Origin of the sequence: Paraburkholderia haematera, from assembly GCF_905220975.1 — a bacterium.
GTDB classification, from domain to species: domain Bacteria; phylum Pseudomonadota; class Gammaproteobacteria; order Burkholderiales; family Burkholderiaceae; genus Paraburkholderia; species Paraburkholderia haematera.
In genome coordinates, this window is the sequence record NZ_CAJNBK010000021.1 from 105,129 (window position 1) to 121,473 (window position 16,345).

Consider the following 16,345-nt stretch of genomic DNA (forward strand, 5'->3'; position numbering starts at 1 on the left):
TCTCAACCACGTCACGCTTTGCCGAACCCACCCACGCGCCTGAGCCTCGACCCGCGCGCCCGTCTTGGACGGCGCGCCGGCCGTCGCTTTCTGCTCGAATGGGTGGGTATCGGCTGCCTGGGCATCGCGGTGATTCTGCTCAGCTCGCTCGGCCGTCTGACCGCGAGCGTCGATAACCTGGTCTACGACCGCTTCTTGAGCCTGCGCGCGCAACCGTTGCTGCGCGATATCGTGGTGCTCGAAATCGACAACGCCAGCATTGCGCAGCTTGGCCGCTGGCCATGGCCGCGCAGCGTCCATGCGAGGCTGCTCGAACAGATCGCAAAGGCGAAGCCTGCCGCGGTGATCTACGACGTGCTCTTTACCGAAGCCAATCCGGAAGACGCCCAGCTCGCCCGCGCAATCGCCCTGAGTCCCACCTATTTGCCGATGCTGCTGACTCCGCCGGACAGCGACGGCCGGCGTGTCGCGGTCGAACCGGTGGCGCCGCTAGCGCAAGCCGCGGCCGGGCTGGGGCATATCAACCTCGAGGTCGACAGCGACGGCATTGTGCGCAGCGTCGCCCGCTTCGAAGGTGGCGCTGCCTCGCGCTGGCCGCAATTGATGGTGCCGGTCGTACAGGCCGTCGAGCGTGGCGCGCTGCAATTGAACGAGCGGCCGCGCAGGCAGTCGCCGGACAAGGCGGTGCCCCAATCCAATGGCAATGACGAAGGCGAAAGCCGTTTTCTGATCCCCTTCGGTTTGAATGCGCAGAACTACACGAAACTGAGTTTCGCCAGTGTGCTCGCGGGCAACGTCCCCGCGGACCAACTGCGCGGGCGTATCGTGCTGATCGGCGTGACGGCGTCCGGCTTGTACGACCGCTTTGCGACACCGGTGTCCGGCGAGCTGGGGCCGCTGCCCGGTGTCTATATCCACGCGAACGTGCTCGATACGCTGCTGACCGGTCGTGAGCTCGAGCCTGCCGAGCCATGGGTGCTGTTCGCGGTGTCGTTGTTGCCGCTCGCCGCGCTGCTCGCCGGCTTCCTGGTGCTGTCGCCGCGCCGCTCATTGCTGCTGACCGTCGCGTTGGGTACGCTCGCCACAGCCGGCAGTGCGGTCTTGCTGTACGGCGCGCGGCTATGGATGTCGCCGGTGCCGGCGGTCTTCGGTTTGATCGTGGTGTATCCGATCTGGAACTGGCGGCGCCTCGAAATGACGATGGCCTATCTGCGCGAGGAGCTGCAGCGCCTGGCCGACGAGCCCCACCTTCTGCCGGAAACACCCCAGCGCCGCCGTGAGTTCGGCGGCGACGTGCTGGAGCAGCATATGGCGCTGATGGCGCAGGCCGCGCAGCGCGTGCAGGACATGAAGCGTTTCGTGTGGGACAGCCTCGACAGCATGCCCGAGCCGATCCTGGTGAGCGACGTGCAGGGTATCGTGCTGATCGCAAACCATGCCGCCAAGGCGCATTTCGCACACCTCGGAGCGCCGCTGCCGGAAGGCCGGCCGATGCGGGAGGTGCTGGGCGGCCTGACGCTGGTCAAGACCATCGACAGCGGCTCGGCGTCGGACGCCGAAAACAATCTGCTTGCGCATGCCCAGTGGCCAGCGCTGCTCGATCCCGCGCGCCGCGAGTTCGCCGCGCTGATGGCGCAAGGCGTCGAGGTGCGCGATGCTCATGAACGCGACCATCTGCTGCGCTATGCGAATTGCACGAATGAGCAAGGCGAGACCACGGGCTGGATCGCGGGTCTCGTCGACGTGTCGGCCTTGCATGCGGCCGAGCGTCAACGGGAAGACGCCTTGCGGCTGCTGTCGCACGATATGCGCTCGCCGCAGGCTTCGATTCTGGCGCTGGTGGAGATCGAGCGGGCGCGCAGTGAACCGGTGCTTGCGCGTGGCCTGCTGGAGCGCATCGAGCGCTACGCGCAGCGGGCGCTGACGCTGGCCGACGATTTCGTGCAACTCGCGCGCGCCGAATCGCAAACCTATGTGCTCGAACCGGTGAGCATGACCGAGCTGATGATCGACGCCAGCGACGAGGTCTGGCCGCAGGCCCACGCCAAACGCATCACGCTGCAAACCGATACGGGCGGCGAGGCGGCTGAAGGGGAGGACGAGGGTCACTGGATCTGCGCCGACCGCTCGCTGATGACGCGCGCGCTCGTCAACATTCTGAACAATGCGGTCAAGTACAGTCCGCCGGATACGCGGATCACGTGCAGCCTGAAGGGCCTCGGCACCACGGGTGGCCTTGCGCAGGCGGCCGCGCCTGGCGCGGTAAAACGCGTGTCGTGTACGATTCGCGACGAAGGTTACGGTATTCCCGAGGAGCAGCAGGCGGGTCTGTTCGAGCGCTTCCGGCGCTTTCACGAGACGGAGCGGCCTGAAGTAGGCGGTGCGGGATTGGGCATGGCGTTTGTCAAAACCGTCGTGACGCGCCATGGCGGCAATGTCGACGTGGTCAGCGCGCCTGGCAAGGGCACGGCTTTCACGATTTGCTTGCCGGCACTCGACGACGCGCAGTCCGATTCCGCCGCAACCGCGCGCTCATGACCTATGAACCCTCACCTTATCGAAGCGAGAATCTGGTGAAAGCGATATTGATCTGTGCCGTGCTGGCCGCGGCGAGTCTGACCGGATGCGCGGGTTTGAACGCCGACGTGCACACGGCGAACCCTTCGGCCGTGCTGCAGGGCGAGCGCACCTATACGATTGCGCGCATGCCGTCGCAGGATGCCAGCGCGGACCATCCGCAATTTGAAACCCTGCTGCGTGATGAACTGGCGAAGAACGGCTTCACCGATACGGCGGGCCAGTCCGCGCACTATTTATTGTCGATTGCGTATGCCACGCGGCCAGCCACGGTCGGTGTGGGCGCGAAGGATTGCGCGCCGGGTACATGCGAGCGCTCGCCCGAACCGCCGTTTTCGCTGTTCGGCGGACGCGCTTATCAGCACGCGTTGACGCTGCGATTTTTCGAGCGATCGAGCGGACAGGAAGTCTATAAAGTGAGCGCGGCCAGCAGCGATCGCGATGCCGATCCCTTGCACGCCATGCCGCTGCTCGTGAAAAGCGCGCTGGCTAAATTTCCGTTCGATGCGCCGCCCGACTGGCGCGTGAAACTGCGCCCCGATAACACGGGCGGCGTGCCGGAGGTGGTGTCGCTTAAACCGGTTCAGCCTCCTCAGCCGTAAAACAGCCGCCTTATTCCGGCGCTTTGCCGCTGTCCGGCCAGCGGTTTTCGAACACGCAATCGGCGAGCGGCATACGGCTTGCCCAGCGCTCGGTTTCCAGCATCGGTTCGCTATAGAACTGATCGACGTGGCCGAGACACAGGATCGCCACGGGCCGCGCGCCCTCGGGCATGTGCAGCAACTGGCGGACCGCGTCGACGTCGAATAGCGACACCCAGCCCATTCCCAGGCCTTCCGCGCGCGCGGCCAGCCACATGTTCTGGATCGCGCATGCCACGGAAGCCAGGTCCATCTCCGGCAAGGTGCGGCGTCCGAAGACGTGCCGCTCGCGGCCGTCCATCAGCGCCATCACCAGCAGTTCGCCGCACTCCAGCATGCCTTCCACTTTCAGCTTCATGAACTCTTCGCGACGCTTGCCGAGTGCGTCGGCGGTGGCGAGGCGCTCGTTTTCGACCGTTGCATGCAGAGCCATGCGCAGCGCCGGATCGGTGATGCGCGCGATGCGCCACGGCTGCATGAAGCCGACGCTCGGTGCGTGATGCGCCGCGTCGAGCAGGCGTTGCAACACGGCAGGGTCGACCGGCTCGCGCACGAAGTGACGCATGTCGCGCCGTTCGTAAATCGCGCGGTAGACGGCTTCGCGCTCGGAATCGTTAAAAGGCTTCGCCATGGAACAGGGCGGCCGTGAAGGCCGGGTTGGAGGGCCAATAAGCATGCATATACGTCGCCACGATTGATCCGGCGCGGAACACCGCCTCGCCGGGGGCATCGCTCTGTGGCCGGGTGGCTGAACGCAGCGGCGTGAGCGGCGTCGTCAGCTTCGAGTAATGAAACGTGTGGCCGGTCATTGGACCGTGCAGACTGTCGATCTGTTGCATGCCGAGCGCGGTGAAGCGCGTTTGCATTGTGGCATGGCCAGGCAGCAGGCCGAGCATCGGCGTGCTGACGCCGTGCGTGTCGGTCAACTGGTCGAGCAGGTAGAGCATACCGCCGCATTCGGCGACGATCGGTTTGCCGGCGGCCGCGTGCGCGCGAATCGTTGCGGCACTGCGCGCATTGCCTGCGAGCACGGCCGCGTGCAGTTCGGGATAGCCGCCGGGCAGGTATAAGGCGTCGGTGTGTTCCGGCAGGGCTTCGTCGGCGAGCGGCGAGAAATAGTCGACCTGCGCGCCGAGCGCGTCCAATAGCGTGACGTTGGCCGGATAGATGAACGAGAACGCCGCATCGCGCGCAATGGCGATGCGCTTGCCTTGCAGAAGGCGCGGCAGTGCTTCTGGCGCGGGCACGCCGAATTCGACCGGCGGCGGTAATTCAGTCAGCGCGGTGTGCGCGAGCGCATCGGCGGCGCGATCCAGACGCGTCTCCAGATCGGCGATCTCCTCGGCCTGGTGCAAGCCAAGATGACGATCGGGCAACTCGATTTCGTCGTTGCCGCTGATGGATCCACACCAGCGCAGTGCCGGCGGCAATGCCTCTTCGAGCATCTGCGCGTGCCTTGGCGAGCCGACGCGATTGGCGAGGACGCCGTAAAACGGCACCTGCGGCCTGAATTGCGCGAGGCCGAAGGCGACCGCGCCGAAGGTCTGCGCCATCGCTTTCGCTGAAATCACCGCGAGCACCGGCACGCCGAACGTGGTTGCCAGATCCGCGCTGCTCGGCGTGCCGTCGAACAGACCCATCACGCCCTCGATCAGGATCAGATCCGCTTCAGCCGCCGCCTGCGCGAGCAGATTCTGGCAGGCCGATTCGCCCACCATCCACAGATCGAGCGACAGGACCGGCGCGCCGCTGGCACGCGCCAGAATCATCGGGTCGAGAAAATCGGGGCCCGTCTTGAACACGCGCACGCGCCGGCCCAGCCGCCGGTGGTAGCGCGCGAGACCCGCGGTAATCGTGGTCTTGCCCTGACCCGACGCGGGCGCGCTAATGAACAGGGCGGGGCAGGCTACGACGGAAGTCCCCTCGGACATTGCTCAGAACTCCACGCCGCGCTGCGCTTTCACGCCTTGCTCGCGATACGGGTGCTTGACGATGCGCATTTCGGTGACGAGGTCGGCGGCTTCGATCAGCGCGTCGGGCGCATGGCGGCCGGTCACCACCACGTGCAGCATCGCCGCGCGCGCGTTCAGTACGGACAGCACTTCGTCGAGCGGCAGGTATTCGTACTTCAGCACCGTGTTCAGTTCGTCGAGGATCACCATCTGATAGTCGCCGCTCTCGATCATCCGGCGCGCTTCGGCCCAGCCTTTGCGCGCGGTGGCGATGTCGGCGTCGCGATCCTGGGTGTTCCAGGTGTAGCCGTCGCCCATCGTGACGAAGTCGCAATGGGCGATCGCACCGAGGAAGTCGCGCTCCGAGGTATGCAGCGCGCCCTTGATGAACTGCACGACGCCGAGGCGCATGCCGTGCCCGAGCACGCGCACGGCCATGCCGAACGCGGCGGTGGTCTTGCCTTTGCCGGTGCCGGTGTTGACGATTAGCAGACCTTTTTCGACGGTGGCGCTGGCCTGCTTTTTCTCGTGGCCTTCGCGCCGGCGTTCGGTCATGCGTTGATGCGATTCGGGGTCGGTCTTCATGAAGGGTCCTGTTCTTGAGGGGCGTGGTTTGTGTGTTCGCGGGCGGGCTTGGCGGAGGTCGAGGCTATCGCTACCGTGATGCCGTCGTGGATGGTTTTGCGGGCGAGTAACCGTGCATTGAGGGTATCGGGCGCAATCGATTCTCCAACCGAGGCGGTTGACGCTTCCGATGCAAGCGCCGTACGAGGTGCACTGGCCAGATCAGATTCTTCGGCCGCGGCAGCGAGCAACGCGCAGGGTTCGCAGACACCGTCGAGGCCAAGATGCTCGCGTGCGGCGGCCGACGGCTCGTCCACTGAAATCGCCGCAATCTGCGCACGGCTGAACAGCTTCAGCGGTAGCGCGTGACGTGCGCAGAATTCAAGCAGGCCGGCTTCGTGCGCTTTGGTGTCGATTGAGGCAATCGCGCCGATTTCATCGAATGCGTGCGAGCCGAGCGCGGCACGCACGGCCGCTTCGATCTGCTCGGCCGAGCTATGCAAGCGACAACCAATGCCGATAGCGAGAGTTTTCATTGCGCGTCCAGCGCGCCGACCGCACCGGTATTCACAGCATCTCGCGCCAACGCCAGCGACGCCACGCCACCGATCACCACGATCGCGGGCGAGCCGAGTCCGGCGCGCGAAACCGCATTCGCGAACTCGCCGAGTTGAGCGAGCGCATGCCTTTGCTCGGGACGCGTAGCCGATTCGATCGCCGCACACGGTGTGTCGGCGCTCATGCCAGCCGCGAGCAACGCACCGGTGATATCGTTCAGCCGCCGCATGCCCATGTAAATCACCAGCGTCATCCGTGTGGCGACGAGCGCGGCCCAGTCCGGCTCGCCGCTGCCGGCGCCGTGCCCGGTGACGAACACCACGCCTTGCGCGTAATCGCGATGCGTCACGGGAATACCGATTGCCGCAGGTGCCGCAATCCCGGCGGTGATGCCGTTGATCACCTCCACACTGATACCCGCTGCACGCAGCGCCTGCTGTTCTTCGCCGCCACGGCCGAACACGAATGGATCGCCGCCTTTCAAACGCGCGACGCTGCGCCCGGCCTGCGCGTGCTCGAGCATCTGCGCGACGATACCGTCCTGCGGCGTCGACGGATGGCCGCCCCGTTTGCCAACGTACACGACCTGCGCGTCGGCGCGCGCGAACTGCAAAACATCGGGGTTCACCAGATCGTCGACCAGCACCACATCGGCTTGCGCGAGAGCACGCGTCGCCTTGAGCGTCATCAGTTCGACATCGCCGGGGCCGGCGCCGATCAGCCAGGCGCGGCTCATTGCGGCATGCACGGCGCGCGCCATGTCGTGACAAGCGGGAGCGGGTGAGGCGCGAGGAGGCTGGAGGCGGCGGAAATTGAGGTCATGCGGCGCTACGGATTATTTGTCAGACAGTGGCATCAAAAACGCATGCGCGACGCGAAAGCACCGCGGGTTGCTTACCGTTGCGGGGACAACACAGGTTGAGCGCGGCAAGCGCGGTCTGTTTCCCGTTTAACTGCACACGCGAGCGCAAATACGGGCACCAAACGCGCGCATACGATAGCACAGGGCAGGCCGCACCGGCACTGCGGAAAGGCCTTGTCGCGGCCCGCGTTTCCTTGACGGCACGGGGCTCTCGGCCTAAACTCGCACGCACTTTGGTGCTCGTGTGCGCGCTCGTGCGCATGCAGTTAAACGGGAAACAGGGGGCCCACCTGCAACGGACCGGGCCAACCTGTGCTGCCCCCGCAACGGTAAGCGAAAAGCGGTGTCAGGTTGATGGCCTGGCGCCGCGGAGCCGGCTTCGATGTCCACGCGCAAGGCCGCGTCGGCATATAACCACTGGGCGAGAAACCACTCGTCCGGGAAGGGGAAGCGGCGCTTTCGCCAGCCCGGATACCGGCCAGACTACGAAGAACGACCTCCGCGGGGATGCGGCGGCGCGTTCATGACTTCATTCCCGTTTTCTGTTTTTCTGTTGCTTTGGCAACGCCGTTGTTCGTCCCCGTGTGTGGTTATTGTCGTGCTTTGGGGCTTGTGCCCCGTTGGCCCGGTCTATAGAGACATACGCGAGGACGCACCAGCGTACACGCGCAACGCTTACGGATGGACCTCACAATGCAAACTCAAATGCGCAAGATCCCCGTCACCATCGTTACGGGCTTTCTCGGCAGCGGCAAGACCACCCTGTTGCGGCACATTCTTCAGCATGCGGGCGGCAAGCGCATCGCGGTGATCGTCAACGAGTTCGGCGAACTCGGCATCGACGGGGAAATCCTCAAGGGTTGCGGCATCGGCTGCGACGAAAACGGCGTCGAAACCGAAGGCCAACTGTATGAACTCGCGAACGGCTGCCTATGCTGCACCGTGCAGGAAGAGTTTTTCCCGGTGATGGAAAAACTCGTGGAGCGCCGCGAGCAGATCGATCACGTGCTGATCGAAACCTCCGGTCTCGCGTTGCCGAAACCGCTGGTACAAGCGTTTAACTGGCCGCAGATCAAGAACAGCTTTACCGTCGACGCGGTCGTCACCGTGGTTGACGGCCCGGCTGCGGCGAGCGGCCAGTTCGCCGACAACCCGGTCGCCGTGGATGCGCAGCGCAAGGCGGATCCGAATCTCGATCACGAATCGCCGCTGCACGAATTGTTCGAAGATCAATTGTCGGCGGCCGATCTGGTGATTCTGAACAAGACGGATTTGCTCAACGAATCGCATCAGGCGGCTGTCGAAGCCGTCATCCGCGAAGAAATTCCGCCTCAAGTGAAGATCGTGCGCGCGCAGATGGGCCAGCTCGATCTGCATACGTTGCTGGGTCTCGAAGCGGCCTCGGAAGAAACGATCCACTTGCGCCACGATCACCACGGTTCGGCCGAGGATGCCGATCACCATCACGACGAATTCGATTCGGTTGTGGTGCACGCGAATGTTGCTTCGCGCGAGGCCGTGATCGCAGCGTTGCAAGGGCTTGTCGAAACGAACACGATTTACCGCGTCAAAGGGTTCGCGGCGTTGCCGGGCGCGGCGATGCGTCTGGTGATTCAGGGTGTGGGCCGGCGTTTCGATAGCTACTTCGACAGGCGCTGGCAGGCGGGCGAAGCTGGCGAAGGGCAGCAAAGCCGCTTCGTCCTGATCGGTGAAGACCTCGACCAGGCCGCGCTGCAACAGGCGTTCAACGTTGCCTTGGGCGCCGTCGCGAACGCCCAGCCGCAACAGGCGTAACCGGTCATGCATCTGCTGCGCACCACGCCGGGCGGTTTTGTCGACGATACGCAAGGCGTGATCCGTATCGATCAGCGGCCCGCCGATATCGTGGTGCTCAGTTCCGCCGACACCACGCTGTCGCTGCTCGCGAGCGTATTTCCTCGTCTGGGCGAGGGGTTTCCGAGCGTGCGGCTCGCGAACGTCACGTATTTGCGGCAGCCGGCATCGGTCGATTTCTATGTCGAAGACGTGTTGCAGCATGCGCGCGTCGTGGTGGTCGATCATCTAGGCGGCGAGGCGTATTGGCCGTACGGAATCGAACAGGTGGTCGCCCTCGCCGAACGCAAGCAGCAAACGCTCGCGATGTTCTCCGGCGATCTGCAGGAAGATCCGAACCTGCTCGCGCGCAGCACTGCCGATGCCGATCTCTGTCATCAGCTATGGCGCTATCTGCGTGAAGGCGGTGCGCAGAATGCCGAGGCGTTCCTGCGCTGCATCGCATACCGCTCGCTTGGGTGGGGGCAAGAGCCTGCGCCGCCGCGCGCGCTGCCTGCCGCGACGCTCTACCATCCTGAACGCGATACGCCGACGGTGGCCGACTGGCAGGCGCGCTGGCGTGAGGGCGCGCCTGTCGCTGCGATTCTGTTCTACAAGGCGCATCTGCAAGCGGCCAACACGGCCGTGTTCGATGCCCTGATCGACGCGCTCGAAGCACAAGGGCTGAATCCGCTGCCGATCGCGATTACCTCGCTGAAAGATGCAATGAGCCGCGACGTCGTGCAACAGTTGTGCGCACAACATGATGTCGCTCTGGTGCTGAATACCACGGCGTTTGCCGCGTCCGCCATCGACGATCCCGAGCCGCTTGCGCTCGCTGGCGACGCGCCCGTGATGCAGGTGATTCTGAGCGGCGGCAATCGCGAAGATTGGGTCAAGGACAATCAGGGCCTCAACTCGCGCGATATCGCCATGCATATCGCGCTGCCGGAAGTGGACGGACGCATCATCACGCGGGCGATCAGCTTCAAGGGCCTCGCCTATCGTTGTCCGCACACCGAAGTCGATGTGGTCCGTTATCAACCGGACCTCGAACGTGTCGGTTTCCTGGCCGAACTGAGCCGCCGCTGGTGCCGTCTGCGTACGCTCGACAACGCGCAGAAGAAACTCGCGCTGATTCTCGCCAACTATCCCATGAGCGAAGGGCGCATCGGCAATGGCGTGGGGCTCGATACGCCGGCCTCGGTGGTCGGCATTCTGTCCATGCTGCGCGATGAGGGATATCGCCTCGCCGGCTTGCCTGCCGACGGCGACGCCCTCCTGAAGCAACTGACCGAAGGCGTGACCAACGATCCGGTGGTGCGCGACTTGCGGCCCGCGTTGCAAAGCCTTGCGCTCGATGACTATCTTGTGTATTTCAACGCGTTACCCGCGGAAGCCCGCGATGCGCTGAACGCCCGCTGGGGTTCGCCAGAACAGGATCCAACGTTGCGGCGCGGCCGATTCATGATCGCGGGCTGGCGCTGCGGACAGGTGTTCGTCGGCATTCAGCCTTCGCGTTCGCGCGAGCAGGGCGATTACGCGAGCTATCACGATGCTGAACTCGTGCCGCCGCATGCGTATCTGGCGTTCTATTTCTGGTTGCGTCATCAGTTCGGCATCGACGCGGTCGTGCATGTCGGCAAGCACGGCAATCTCGAATGGCTGCCGGGAAAGAGCGTCGCTTTGAGCGATGCCTGCTGGCCCGATCTGATTCTGGGGCCGATGCCGCATCTGTATCCGTTCATCGTCAACGATCCGGGCGAGGGCAGTCAGGCAAAGCGCCGCGCGCAGGCTGTCATCATCGATCACCTGATGCCGCCGCTCACGCGCGCCGAAACTTACGGGCCGCTGCAGGATCTCGAGCGCCAGGTCGATGAATACTATGAAGCACTGATGGTTGACCCGCGCCGCTCGAAGCTGTTGAGGCGCACCATTCTCGCGACCATCGTCGAGCATAAACTGCATCACGAGCTCAGTCTCGCGGAGCCGAACGGTCAGGACGATGAAGACGTGCTGCTGACGCGCGTCGATGCCTGGCTGTGCGAGTTGAAGGAGGCGCAGATTCGCGATGGTTTGCATACGTTCGGGCAATCGCCCGCTGGCGTGCAGCGGCGCGACACGTTGCTGGCTTTGGGACGTTTTCCGATCGGCGACGGCCGGGGCGGCAAAGCCGGTTTGATCGATGCGTTGGCGCGCGATCTGCGGATGGATCACCTGTTCGACCCGCTGTCGGTGGATGGGTCGGCGGCGTGGGACGGTCCTCGTCCTGACGTATTGCAGCAGGTAAGCGACGCGCCGTGGCGGCACTGTGGCGATACACGCGAGCGTCTGGAATTGCTGGCGGCCGAGATGTTGCGTGACGTGTGTGGCGATGAAGCGTCCGGTGCGGCGCCCGCGAGCGGGACGTTGCCCCAAGCCGAATGTGTGATCGAGCGTCTGCGCAACGATGTATTGCCGCGGCTCGATGCCTGTGGTCCGCAGGAAATGTCGAATCTGAAGCGCGGTCTCGAGGGGCGTTTCGTGCCGCCGGGGCCGAGCGGTTCGCCTTCGCGTGGACGGCCTGACGTGCTGCCCACTGGCCGCAACTTCTATTCGGTCGATACGCGCGCCATTCCGACGCAAGCGGCGTGGTCGCTCGGCTTGAAATCCGCGCAGCAGTTGATCGAACGGCATTTGCAGGAAAAAGGCGACTATCCGCGCGCGATCGGACTCTCGGTATGGGGCACCGCCACCATGCGCACCGGCGGCGACGATGTCGCCCAGGCACTCGCCTTGATCGGCGTGCGGCCGAAGTGGGCGCCGGGCAGTCATCGCGTGACCGACTTCGAGATCATGCCGATCGAAGCGTTCGATCGCCCGCGCATCGACGTTACCTTGCGTGTGTCCGGCTTTTTCCGCGATGCCTTCGCGAACGTGATGCATCTGTTCGATGCCGCCGTGCAGGCTGTGGCCGAACTCGACGAGCCCGAAGATATGAACCCGATCCGCGCGCGCGTGCTGCGCGAACGCGACGCGCTGATGGCGCGCGGCATGGACGCCGCCGAGGCGCGCAAGCGCGCCGGCTGGCGCGTCTTCAGTGCGCGGCCCGGCGCGTATGGCGCGGGTTTGCAGGAGATGATCGACTCGCAGCAATGGCAAACCGACGCCGATCTGGCGAACGCCTATCAGGCGTGGGGCGGTTACGCCTACACGCAGAAAAGTGCCGGCGAAGAGGCGCGCCATGCATTCGGCACACGTCTCGCCGCGATGGACGTCGTGCTGCAGAACCAGGACAACCGCGAGCACGACCTGCTCGATTCGAACGACTATTACCAGTTTCAGGGCGGCATGGTCGCGGCCGTGCGGCATCTGGCAGGCGATCAGCCGCAGATCTATCACGCCGATCACAGCAACCCGGCCGCGCCGCGCGTGCGCACGCTGCATGAAGAGATCGCGCGCGTGATCCGCTCGCGGGTGGTCAATCCAAAATGGCTCGACGGCGTGAAGCGTCACGGCTACAAAGGCGCTGCTGAGATCGCCGCGACGGTCGACTATCTCTACGGCTACGATGCAACCGCGCGCGTGATCGCCGATCATCAATATGCGCTCGTCACCGATGCTTATCTGAACGACGCCGATACGCGCGAGTTCCTGCAGCGGCACAATCCGCACGCCATGCATTCGATCTGCGAGCGTCTGCTCGAAGCGATGCAGCGCGGTCTGTGGCAGGCGCCCGGCGACTATCGCGCGCAAGTTGAACAGCATCTGCTTGCGAGCGAGCAGCAGATCGAAGGAATGCAAACATGAACGCTGCGACCCAACGGCCCGTTTTTCCCTTTGCTGCGCTGATCGGCCAGACGCCGTTGCAGCAGGCGTTGTTACTGGCTGCGATCGATCCGGGTCTGGGCGGCGTGCTGGTGAGCGGGCCGCGCGGCACGGCGAAATCGACCGCGGCGCGCGCGCTCGCCGAGTTGCTGCCGGAGGGACAATGGGTGAATCTGCCGCTCGGCGCGAGTGAAGACCGGTTGATCGGCACGCTCGATATCGAAACCGTGTTGCGCGACGGCTCCGTGCGCTTTTCGCCTGGCTTGCTCGCGAAAGCGCATCGCGGCGTGCTGTATGTCGATGAAGTGAATCTGCTGCCCGACGCGCTCGTCGACGCGTTGCTCGATGCGGCTGCCAGTGGCGTGAATACCGTCGAACGCGATGGGGTTTCGCATAGTCACGATGCGAGCTTTGTGCTGATCGGCACGATGAATCCGGAAGAAGGCGAGTTGCGGCCGCAACTGATCGATCGCTTCGGTTTGATGGTCGAGTTGCAGAACTGTTTTGAGGCGCGGGTGCGTCAGCAGATCGTCAAGGCACGTCTGGCGTTCGATCTCGATCCGCAGGGTTTTCTCGCTGGCTATACGCAGCAACAGTCAACCTATGTTCAGCGGATTCGTGCGGCGCGTGAAGCACTGCCGCAACTCGGCTTCGACGACGCCGTGCATGCGCACGTCAGCGCACTGTGCATCGGCGCGGCGGTCGACGGTTTGCGGGCCGATCTGGTGATGTTGCGCGCAGCGCGAGCATTGGCGGCGCTGGAGCAGGCGGCTGCGGTCACGACGGAGCACGTCGGGCGGGTCGCTGAGGCGGTGTTGGCGCATCGTCGTCACGATCGCGAAACGCGCGCCGGGGGTGACGCACGCGAGAGCGAAGCGCCACTGCGGACCGCTGACGATGCGGATGCCGCGTCCTCGCAACTTTCGGAAGGTGCGGCGCCGGACGCGGCTGCTACCGATAGCGATTGGGGTTACTTGCCGCCGCAGCCCGCGGGCGTCGCGCAAGTCAAAGGGGTCATTCCGCTCAACGCAAAAAAACGCTGAGCCATCGGAAGGGCGCCGCCGCTGACTCGCGCAGCGGTTTTCGATGGCGGCAAGGTGCCGGCGCAGGTTCGCGTAGCCGTTTGCAAGGTGCGCCGGGCAAGCGCATTGCATGGCTGCCGACGCTCACCGCAAAGCGCCGGAACACGCTGTGCGCCGAGCATCTGCGTTTCGTGCACGAGGCGCCGCAAGGCGGTGTGCTGCATTGTTTCGTGCTCGATTGTTCCGGTTCCATGCTTGGCGGGCAGCGCCTTGCACTCGCCAAGGGTCTGCTGATTGCGTTGTTCGACCGCGCAAGCGCCGCGCGCGCCGAGGCGGCGCTGGTGTGTTTTGGCGGTGCCGGGGCCGATCTGCGTTTCGGCCCCGCTGTGCCGCGCTGGTGGAACGAGCGGTGGCTACGGCCGGTGGGCGGAGGCGGTGGCACGCCGCTCGCGTCCGGCGTGCGTCGGGCTGCGCAGGTACTGGAGCGCAGCGCCCGGCGCAAGCCCGCGCAGCAGCGCTGGCTGTGGATCCTGACCGACGGTCGCAGTGGCGATCAGCCGGCGCGGCCGAGTCACGCGGACGAAGTGGTATTCGTCGATTTCGAGCGGGAGGCGATACGGCTGGGCCGCTGCCATGCGTTGGCCGATGCATGGGGCGCGGCGCTGCTTACGCCGGACGAACTGATCGCCTGAGCAGCGCGTTTTCGTGCGCTTATTTCAAGCCGTTGGACCAGTACTGCACATCGTCCTGACGGTCGAATACGAATACTTTCATCGCCATCTGCTGCGCGACGTCGAGTTGATCGAGTTCGAGGCCATGGGTCGACGGCTCTCCCGGCGCGCTGCCTTTCTGCACATTGCGGATGACGGCGGTCGTTTCGATCTCGGTTTGCAATTCCGTCGATTTGAGGCAGAAGGCGACGCGCAGCCGTTCGCCGACTGCGCCCAGCGTCCATGAGGCGGTTAGCGACATGCCGAGCGCGCTGATGCTTTTGGCGAGGCCCAAACCTTCATATGAATCGCCCGTTTCGCCGATGCCGAAGCGCACCGCGAGGTGCGCATGGACGCGGATCGACTTGCGTTCGCGCAGGCGGCGGATTACGCCGGGTTTCGACAGCACCACGTAGTCGAATGGGGCGCGGCACACGGCCTCGACCGTGCAGACGAAACGGAACACGGCGTGGCTCGCGATGGCGACGATCTCGATGTTTTCACCGAGACCGAGCGGGAGGATGCGGCCATCTTGCAGTGGCGGTGTGACGAAGAGCGCGTGGTTGGGCGCAAAGCCGATGATGCGGCATGGATGCATCGGGGCGCCGCTGCCGAGCTGGGAGCGTATGCCTATTAATGCACCTATCGTCAGGTGCATGTCCTTTAGTGTGAGATTGCTCGTGGCGTCGGCGGAGTGGCCGGTTTGGGATTCCGGTTGCTTTGCTGTGTCCAGCAGGTCGCCGCGGTGCGGGTGGAAGTTGTCGAACAGGAATTTGCGCTCGTCCGTGGTCGCCAGGATTGTGCCACTGGCGAAGAGGAGTGTGCCGTCGGAGTCTGCGATCGGCCAGGGGAGTGGGGTGCCTACGGGGACTGCTTCCGGTGTCAGGGTTGTGGTGGCGGCTTGGGCTTCTGCTTGGGCTTCGGCGCGGGCTTCTGCTGGGTTTTCCATGGTCGGCTGCTAAATATGTGGCGGGATTACTTGTTTACGGCTGCGGTTGGGGGGAGCTTTAGCGGTTTTTGTTTGCCTGTGGCGTTTGCCTGTGGCGTTTGGCTATGGCGTTGGCCTGTGACGTTTGCCTGTGGCGTTGGCCTCTCCTTGTTTTCTTACCGGTCTATTAGCGTCGCCCCTGTGCGGGGCGGCACTCACTTCTCTTTGCCTGCCGCAAAGAGAAGTAAGCAAGAGAAAGCGGCTCAAACCGCTAATTCTTAAGCGGGTCCCCCGCGCAGTCGCGGTAGTGGTGCATCTGGAATCCGTGCCCTCGCATATTCAGCCCTGGTGACAAAGCCGTCATACCTCCGGCGGCGCTGCGCGCGCCGACGCGTACTTCACAAAACCACACTCCGTGTTCGCGCTTCTTGTGCTCTGTTTGTTCTTGTTTCTTTCTGCTTCTTCTTGCTTGTCTTCGCGCTTGCCCGCGGTTTCTACTCTCCGTCCTTCGCGCTCTGTGTCTCCAGGGTCTCGTGGCGCGAGGTCGCTCGGTAGTTGGCGTTTCTCGCTTGCAAAAAGTTGCAATCACTGGTATTGGGCTGAGTTAGGTCGGATAACTAACTATTTTTTACTGTGCTTGTGTAGGGACTGGTTTGGTGGGGCTCAACTTTTTGAAAATAATTGCACAAGGGGGATTGACGACATGCCGACCGATCTCCATAATCTCGTTTCTCTGCTGCTGATGCAGCGACGCAGAACGAAGCGGTGCCGGGTAGCTGGAAGTCTGGTGCGGTTTTGGTGGTGAATGCGTAATCGATCTTTAAAAATTAACAGCCGATAAGTGTGGGCGCTTGATGCGCGACGCGAGCCAGGTTCTTCGGGATCTGGCATAAGCGAAAGTATCAAGTCTCA

At 64.0% G+C, this 16,345-nt stretch carries 12 protein-coding genes and 1 riboswitch; of the genes, 6 read left to right on the forward strand and 6 right to left on the reverse strand.

Annotated features, from left to right (window positions below):
* Nucleotides 1-18 precede the first annotated feature (18 nt).
* Both KHO23_RS27125 and KHO23_RS27130 read left to right on the forward strand, forming a co-directional pair.
* Entirely contained in the window at nt 19-2,538 is a 2,520-nt protein-coding gene (locus KHO23_RS27125; RefSeq protein WP_211614824.1) for a CHASE2 domain-containing protein, read from the forward strand.
* Complete coding sequence (locus KHO23_RS27130; RefSeq protein ID WP_211614825.1) at nt 2,535-3,179, forward strand: DUF4136 domain-containing protein; 645 nt, start codon at nt 2,535-2,537, stop codon at nt 3,177-3,179. Before KHO23_RS27125 ends, KHO23_RS27130 begins: the two co-directional genes overlap by 4 nt.
* A gap of 10 nt (nt 3,180-3,189) precedes the next feature.
* On the opposite strand, the gene bluB is transcribed toward KHO23_RS27130, so the two are convergent.
* From bluB to cobA, 5 genes are read right to left on the reverse strand one after another with little or no spacing between them, the layout of a single operon-like run.
* On the reverse strand, nt 3,190-3,849 hold the full coding sequence (gene bluB, locus KHO23_RS27135; RefSeq protein ID WP_211614827.1) for a 5,6-dimethylbenzimidazole synthase: 660 nt from the start codon (nt 3,847-3,849) through the stop codon (nt 3,190-3,192).
* Nucleotides 3,833-5,149: a cobyrinate a,c-diamide synthase gene (locus tag KHO23_RS27140; RefSeq protein WP_211614829.1), complete on the reverse strand. Its 1,317-nt coding sequence runs from the start codon at nt 5,147-5,149 to the stop codon at nt 3,833-3,835. The genes bluB and KHO23_RS27140 overlap by 17 nt, the downstream gene beginning before the upstream one ends.
* A 3-nt stretch (nt 5,150-5,152) precedes the next feature.
* Nucleotides 5,153-5,755, reverse strand: a complete 603-nt coding sequence (gene cobO, locus KHO23_RS27145) for a cob(I)yrinic acid a,c-diamide adenosyltransferase (RefSeq protein ID WP_211614831.1) — start codon at nt 5,753-5,755, stop codon at nt 5,153-5,155.
* Complete coding sequence (locus KHO23_RS27150; RefSeq protein WP_211614834.1) at nt 5,752-6,270, reverse strand: cobalamin biosynthesis protein; 519 nt, start codon at nt 6,268-6,270, stop codon at nt 5,752-5,754. The genes cobO and KHO23_RS27150 overlap by 4 nt, the downstream gene beginning before the upstream one ends.
* Entirely contained in the window at nt 6,267-7,028 is a 762-nt protein-coding gene (gene cobA / locus KHO23_RS27155; RefSeq protein ID WP_211614837.1) for a uroporphyrinogen-III C-methyltransferase, read from the reverse strand. Before cobA ends, KHO23_RS27150 begins: the two co-directional genes overlap by 4 nt.
* A 343-nt stretch (nt 7,029-7,371) precedes the next feature.
* Nucleotides 7,372-7,651: riboswitch (cobalamin riboswitch) on the forward strand.
* 196 nt (nt 7,652-7,847) lie between these two features.
* Between cobA and cobW the strand changes: the two genes are divergently transcribed.
* The 4 genes from cobW (at nt 7,848) to KHO23_RS27175 (ending at nt 14,487) form a co-directional block, all read left to right on the forward strand.
* Complete coding sequence (cobW, locus tag KHO23_RS27160; protein WP_328822007.1) at nt 7,848-8,948, forward strand: cobalamin biosynthesis protein CobW; 1,101 nt, start codon at nt 7,848-7,850, stop codon at nt 8,946-8,948.
* Between the two features lie 6 nt (nt 8,949-8,954).
* Complete coding sequence (cobN, locus tag KHO23_RS27165; RefSeq protein ID WP_211614841.1) at nt 8,955-12,755, forward strand: cobaltochelatase subunit CobN; 3,801 nt, start codon at nt 8,955-8,957, stop codon at nt 12,753-12,755.
* Complete coding sequence (locus tag KHO23_RS27170; protein ID WP_211614843.1) at nt 12,752-13,816, forward strand: ATP-binding protein; 1,065 nt, start codon at nt 12,752-12,754, stop codon at nt 13,814-13,816. Before cobN ends, KHO23_RS27170 begins: the two co-directional genes overlap by 4 nt.
* 80 nt (nt 13,817-13,896) lie before the next feature.
* Nucleotides 13,897-14,487, forward strand: coding sequence for a vWA domain-containing protein (locus KHO23_RS27175; protein ID WP_211614845.1), 591 nt, complete (start codon nt 13,897-13,899; stop codon nt 14,485-14,487).
* 19 nt (nt 14,488-14,506) lie between these two features.
* Here the strand turns inward: KHO23_RS27175 and KHO23_RS27180 are convergent, their stop codons facing one another.
* Complete coding sequence (locus KHO23_RS27180) at nt 14,507-15,454, reverse strand: flagellar brake protein (protein WP_211614847.1); 948 nt, start codon at nt 15,452-15,454, stop codon at nt 14,507-14,509.
* Nucleotides 15,455-16,345: the final 891 nt, after the last annotated feature.

Bases quoted from the DNA above. Each gene is read 5' to 3' on its own strand.
- KHO23_RS27180 (WP_211614847.1), bottom strand. From the start codon at position 15,454: ATGGAAAACCCAGCAGAAGCCCGCGCCGAAGCCCAAGCAGAAGCCCAA.
- KHO23_RS27150 (WP_211614834.1), bottom strand. From the start codon at position 6,270: ATGAAAACTCTCGCTATCGGCATTGGTTGTCGCTTGCATAGCTCGGCC.
- KHO23_RS27170 (WP_211614843.1), top strand. From the start codon at position 12,752: ATGAACGCTGCGACCCAACGGCCCGTTTTTCCCTTTGCTGCGCTGATC.
- KHO23_RS27130 (WP_211614825.1), top strand. From the start codon at position 2,535: ATGACCTATGAACCCTCACCTTATCGAAGCGAGAATCTGGTGAAAGCG.
- bluB (WP_211614827.1), bottom strand. From the start codon at position 3,849: ATGGCGAAGCCTTTTAACGATTCCGAGCGCGAAGCCGTCTACCGCGCG.
- cobN (WP_211614841.1), top strand. From the start codon at position 8,955: ATGCATCTGCTGCGCACCACGCCGGGCGGTTTTGTCGACGATACGCAA.
- cobW (WP_328822007.1), top strand. From the start codon at position 7,848: ATGCAAACTCAAATGCGCAAGATCCCCGTCACCATCGTTACGGGCTTT.
- KHO23_RS27140 (WP_211614829.1), bottom strand. From the start codon at position 5,149: ATGTCCGAGGGGACTTCCGTCGTAGCCTGCCCCGCCCTGTTCATTAGC.
- cobA (WP_211614837.1), bottom strand. From the start codon at position 7,028: ATGAGCCGCGCCTGGCTGATCGGCGCCGGCCCCGGCGATGTCGAACTG.
- cobO (WP_211614831.1), bottom strand. From the start codon at position 5,755: ATGAAGACCGACCCCGAATCGCATCAACGCATGACCGAACGCCGGCGC.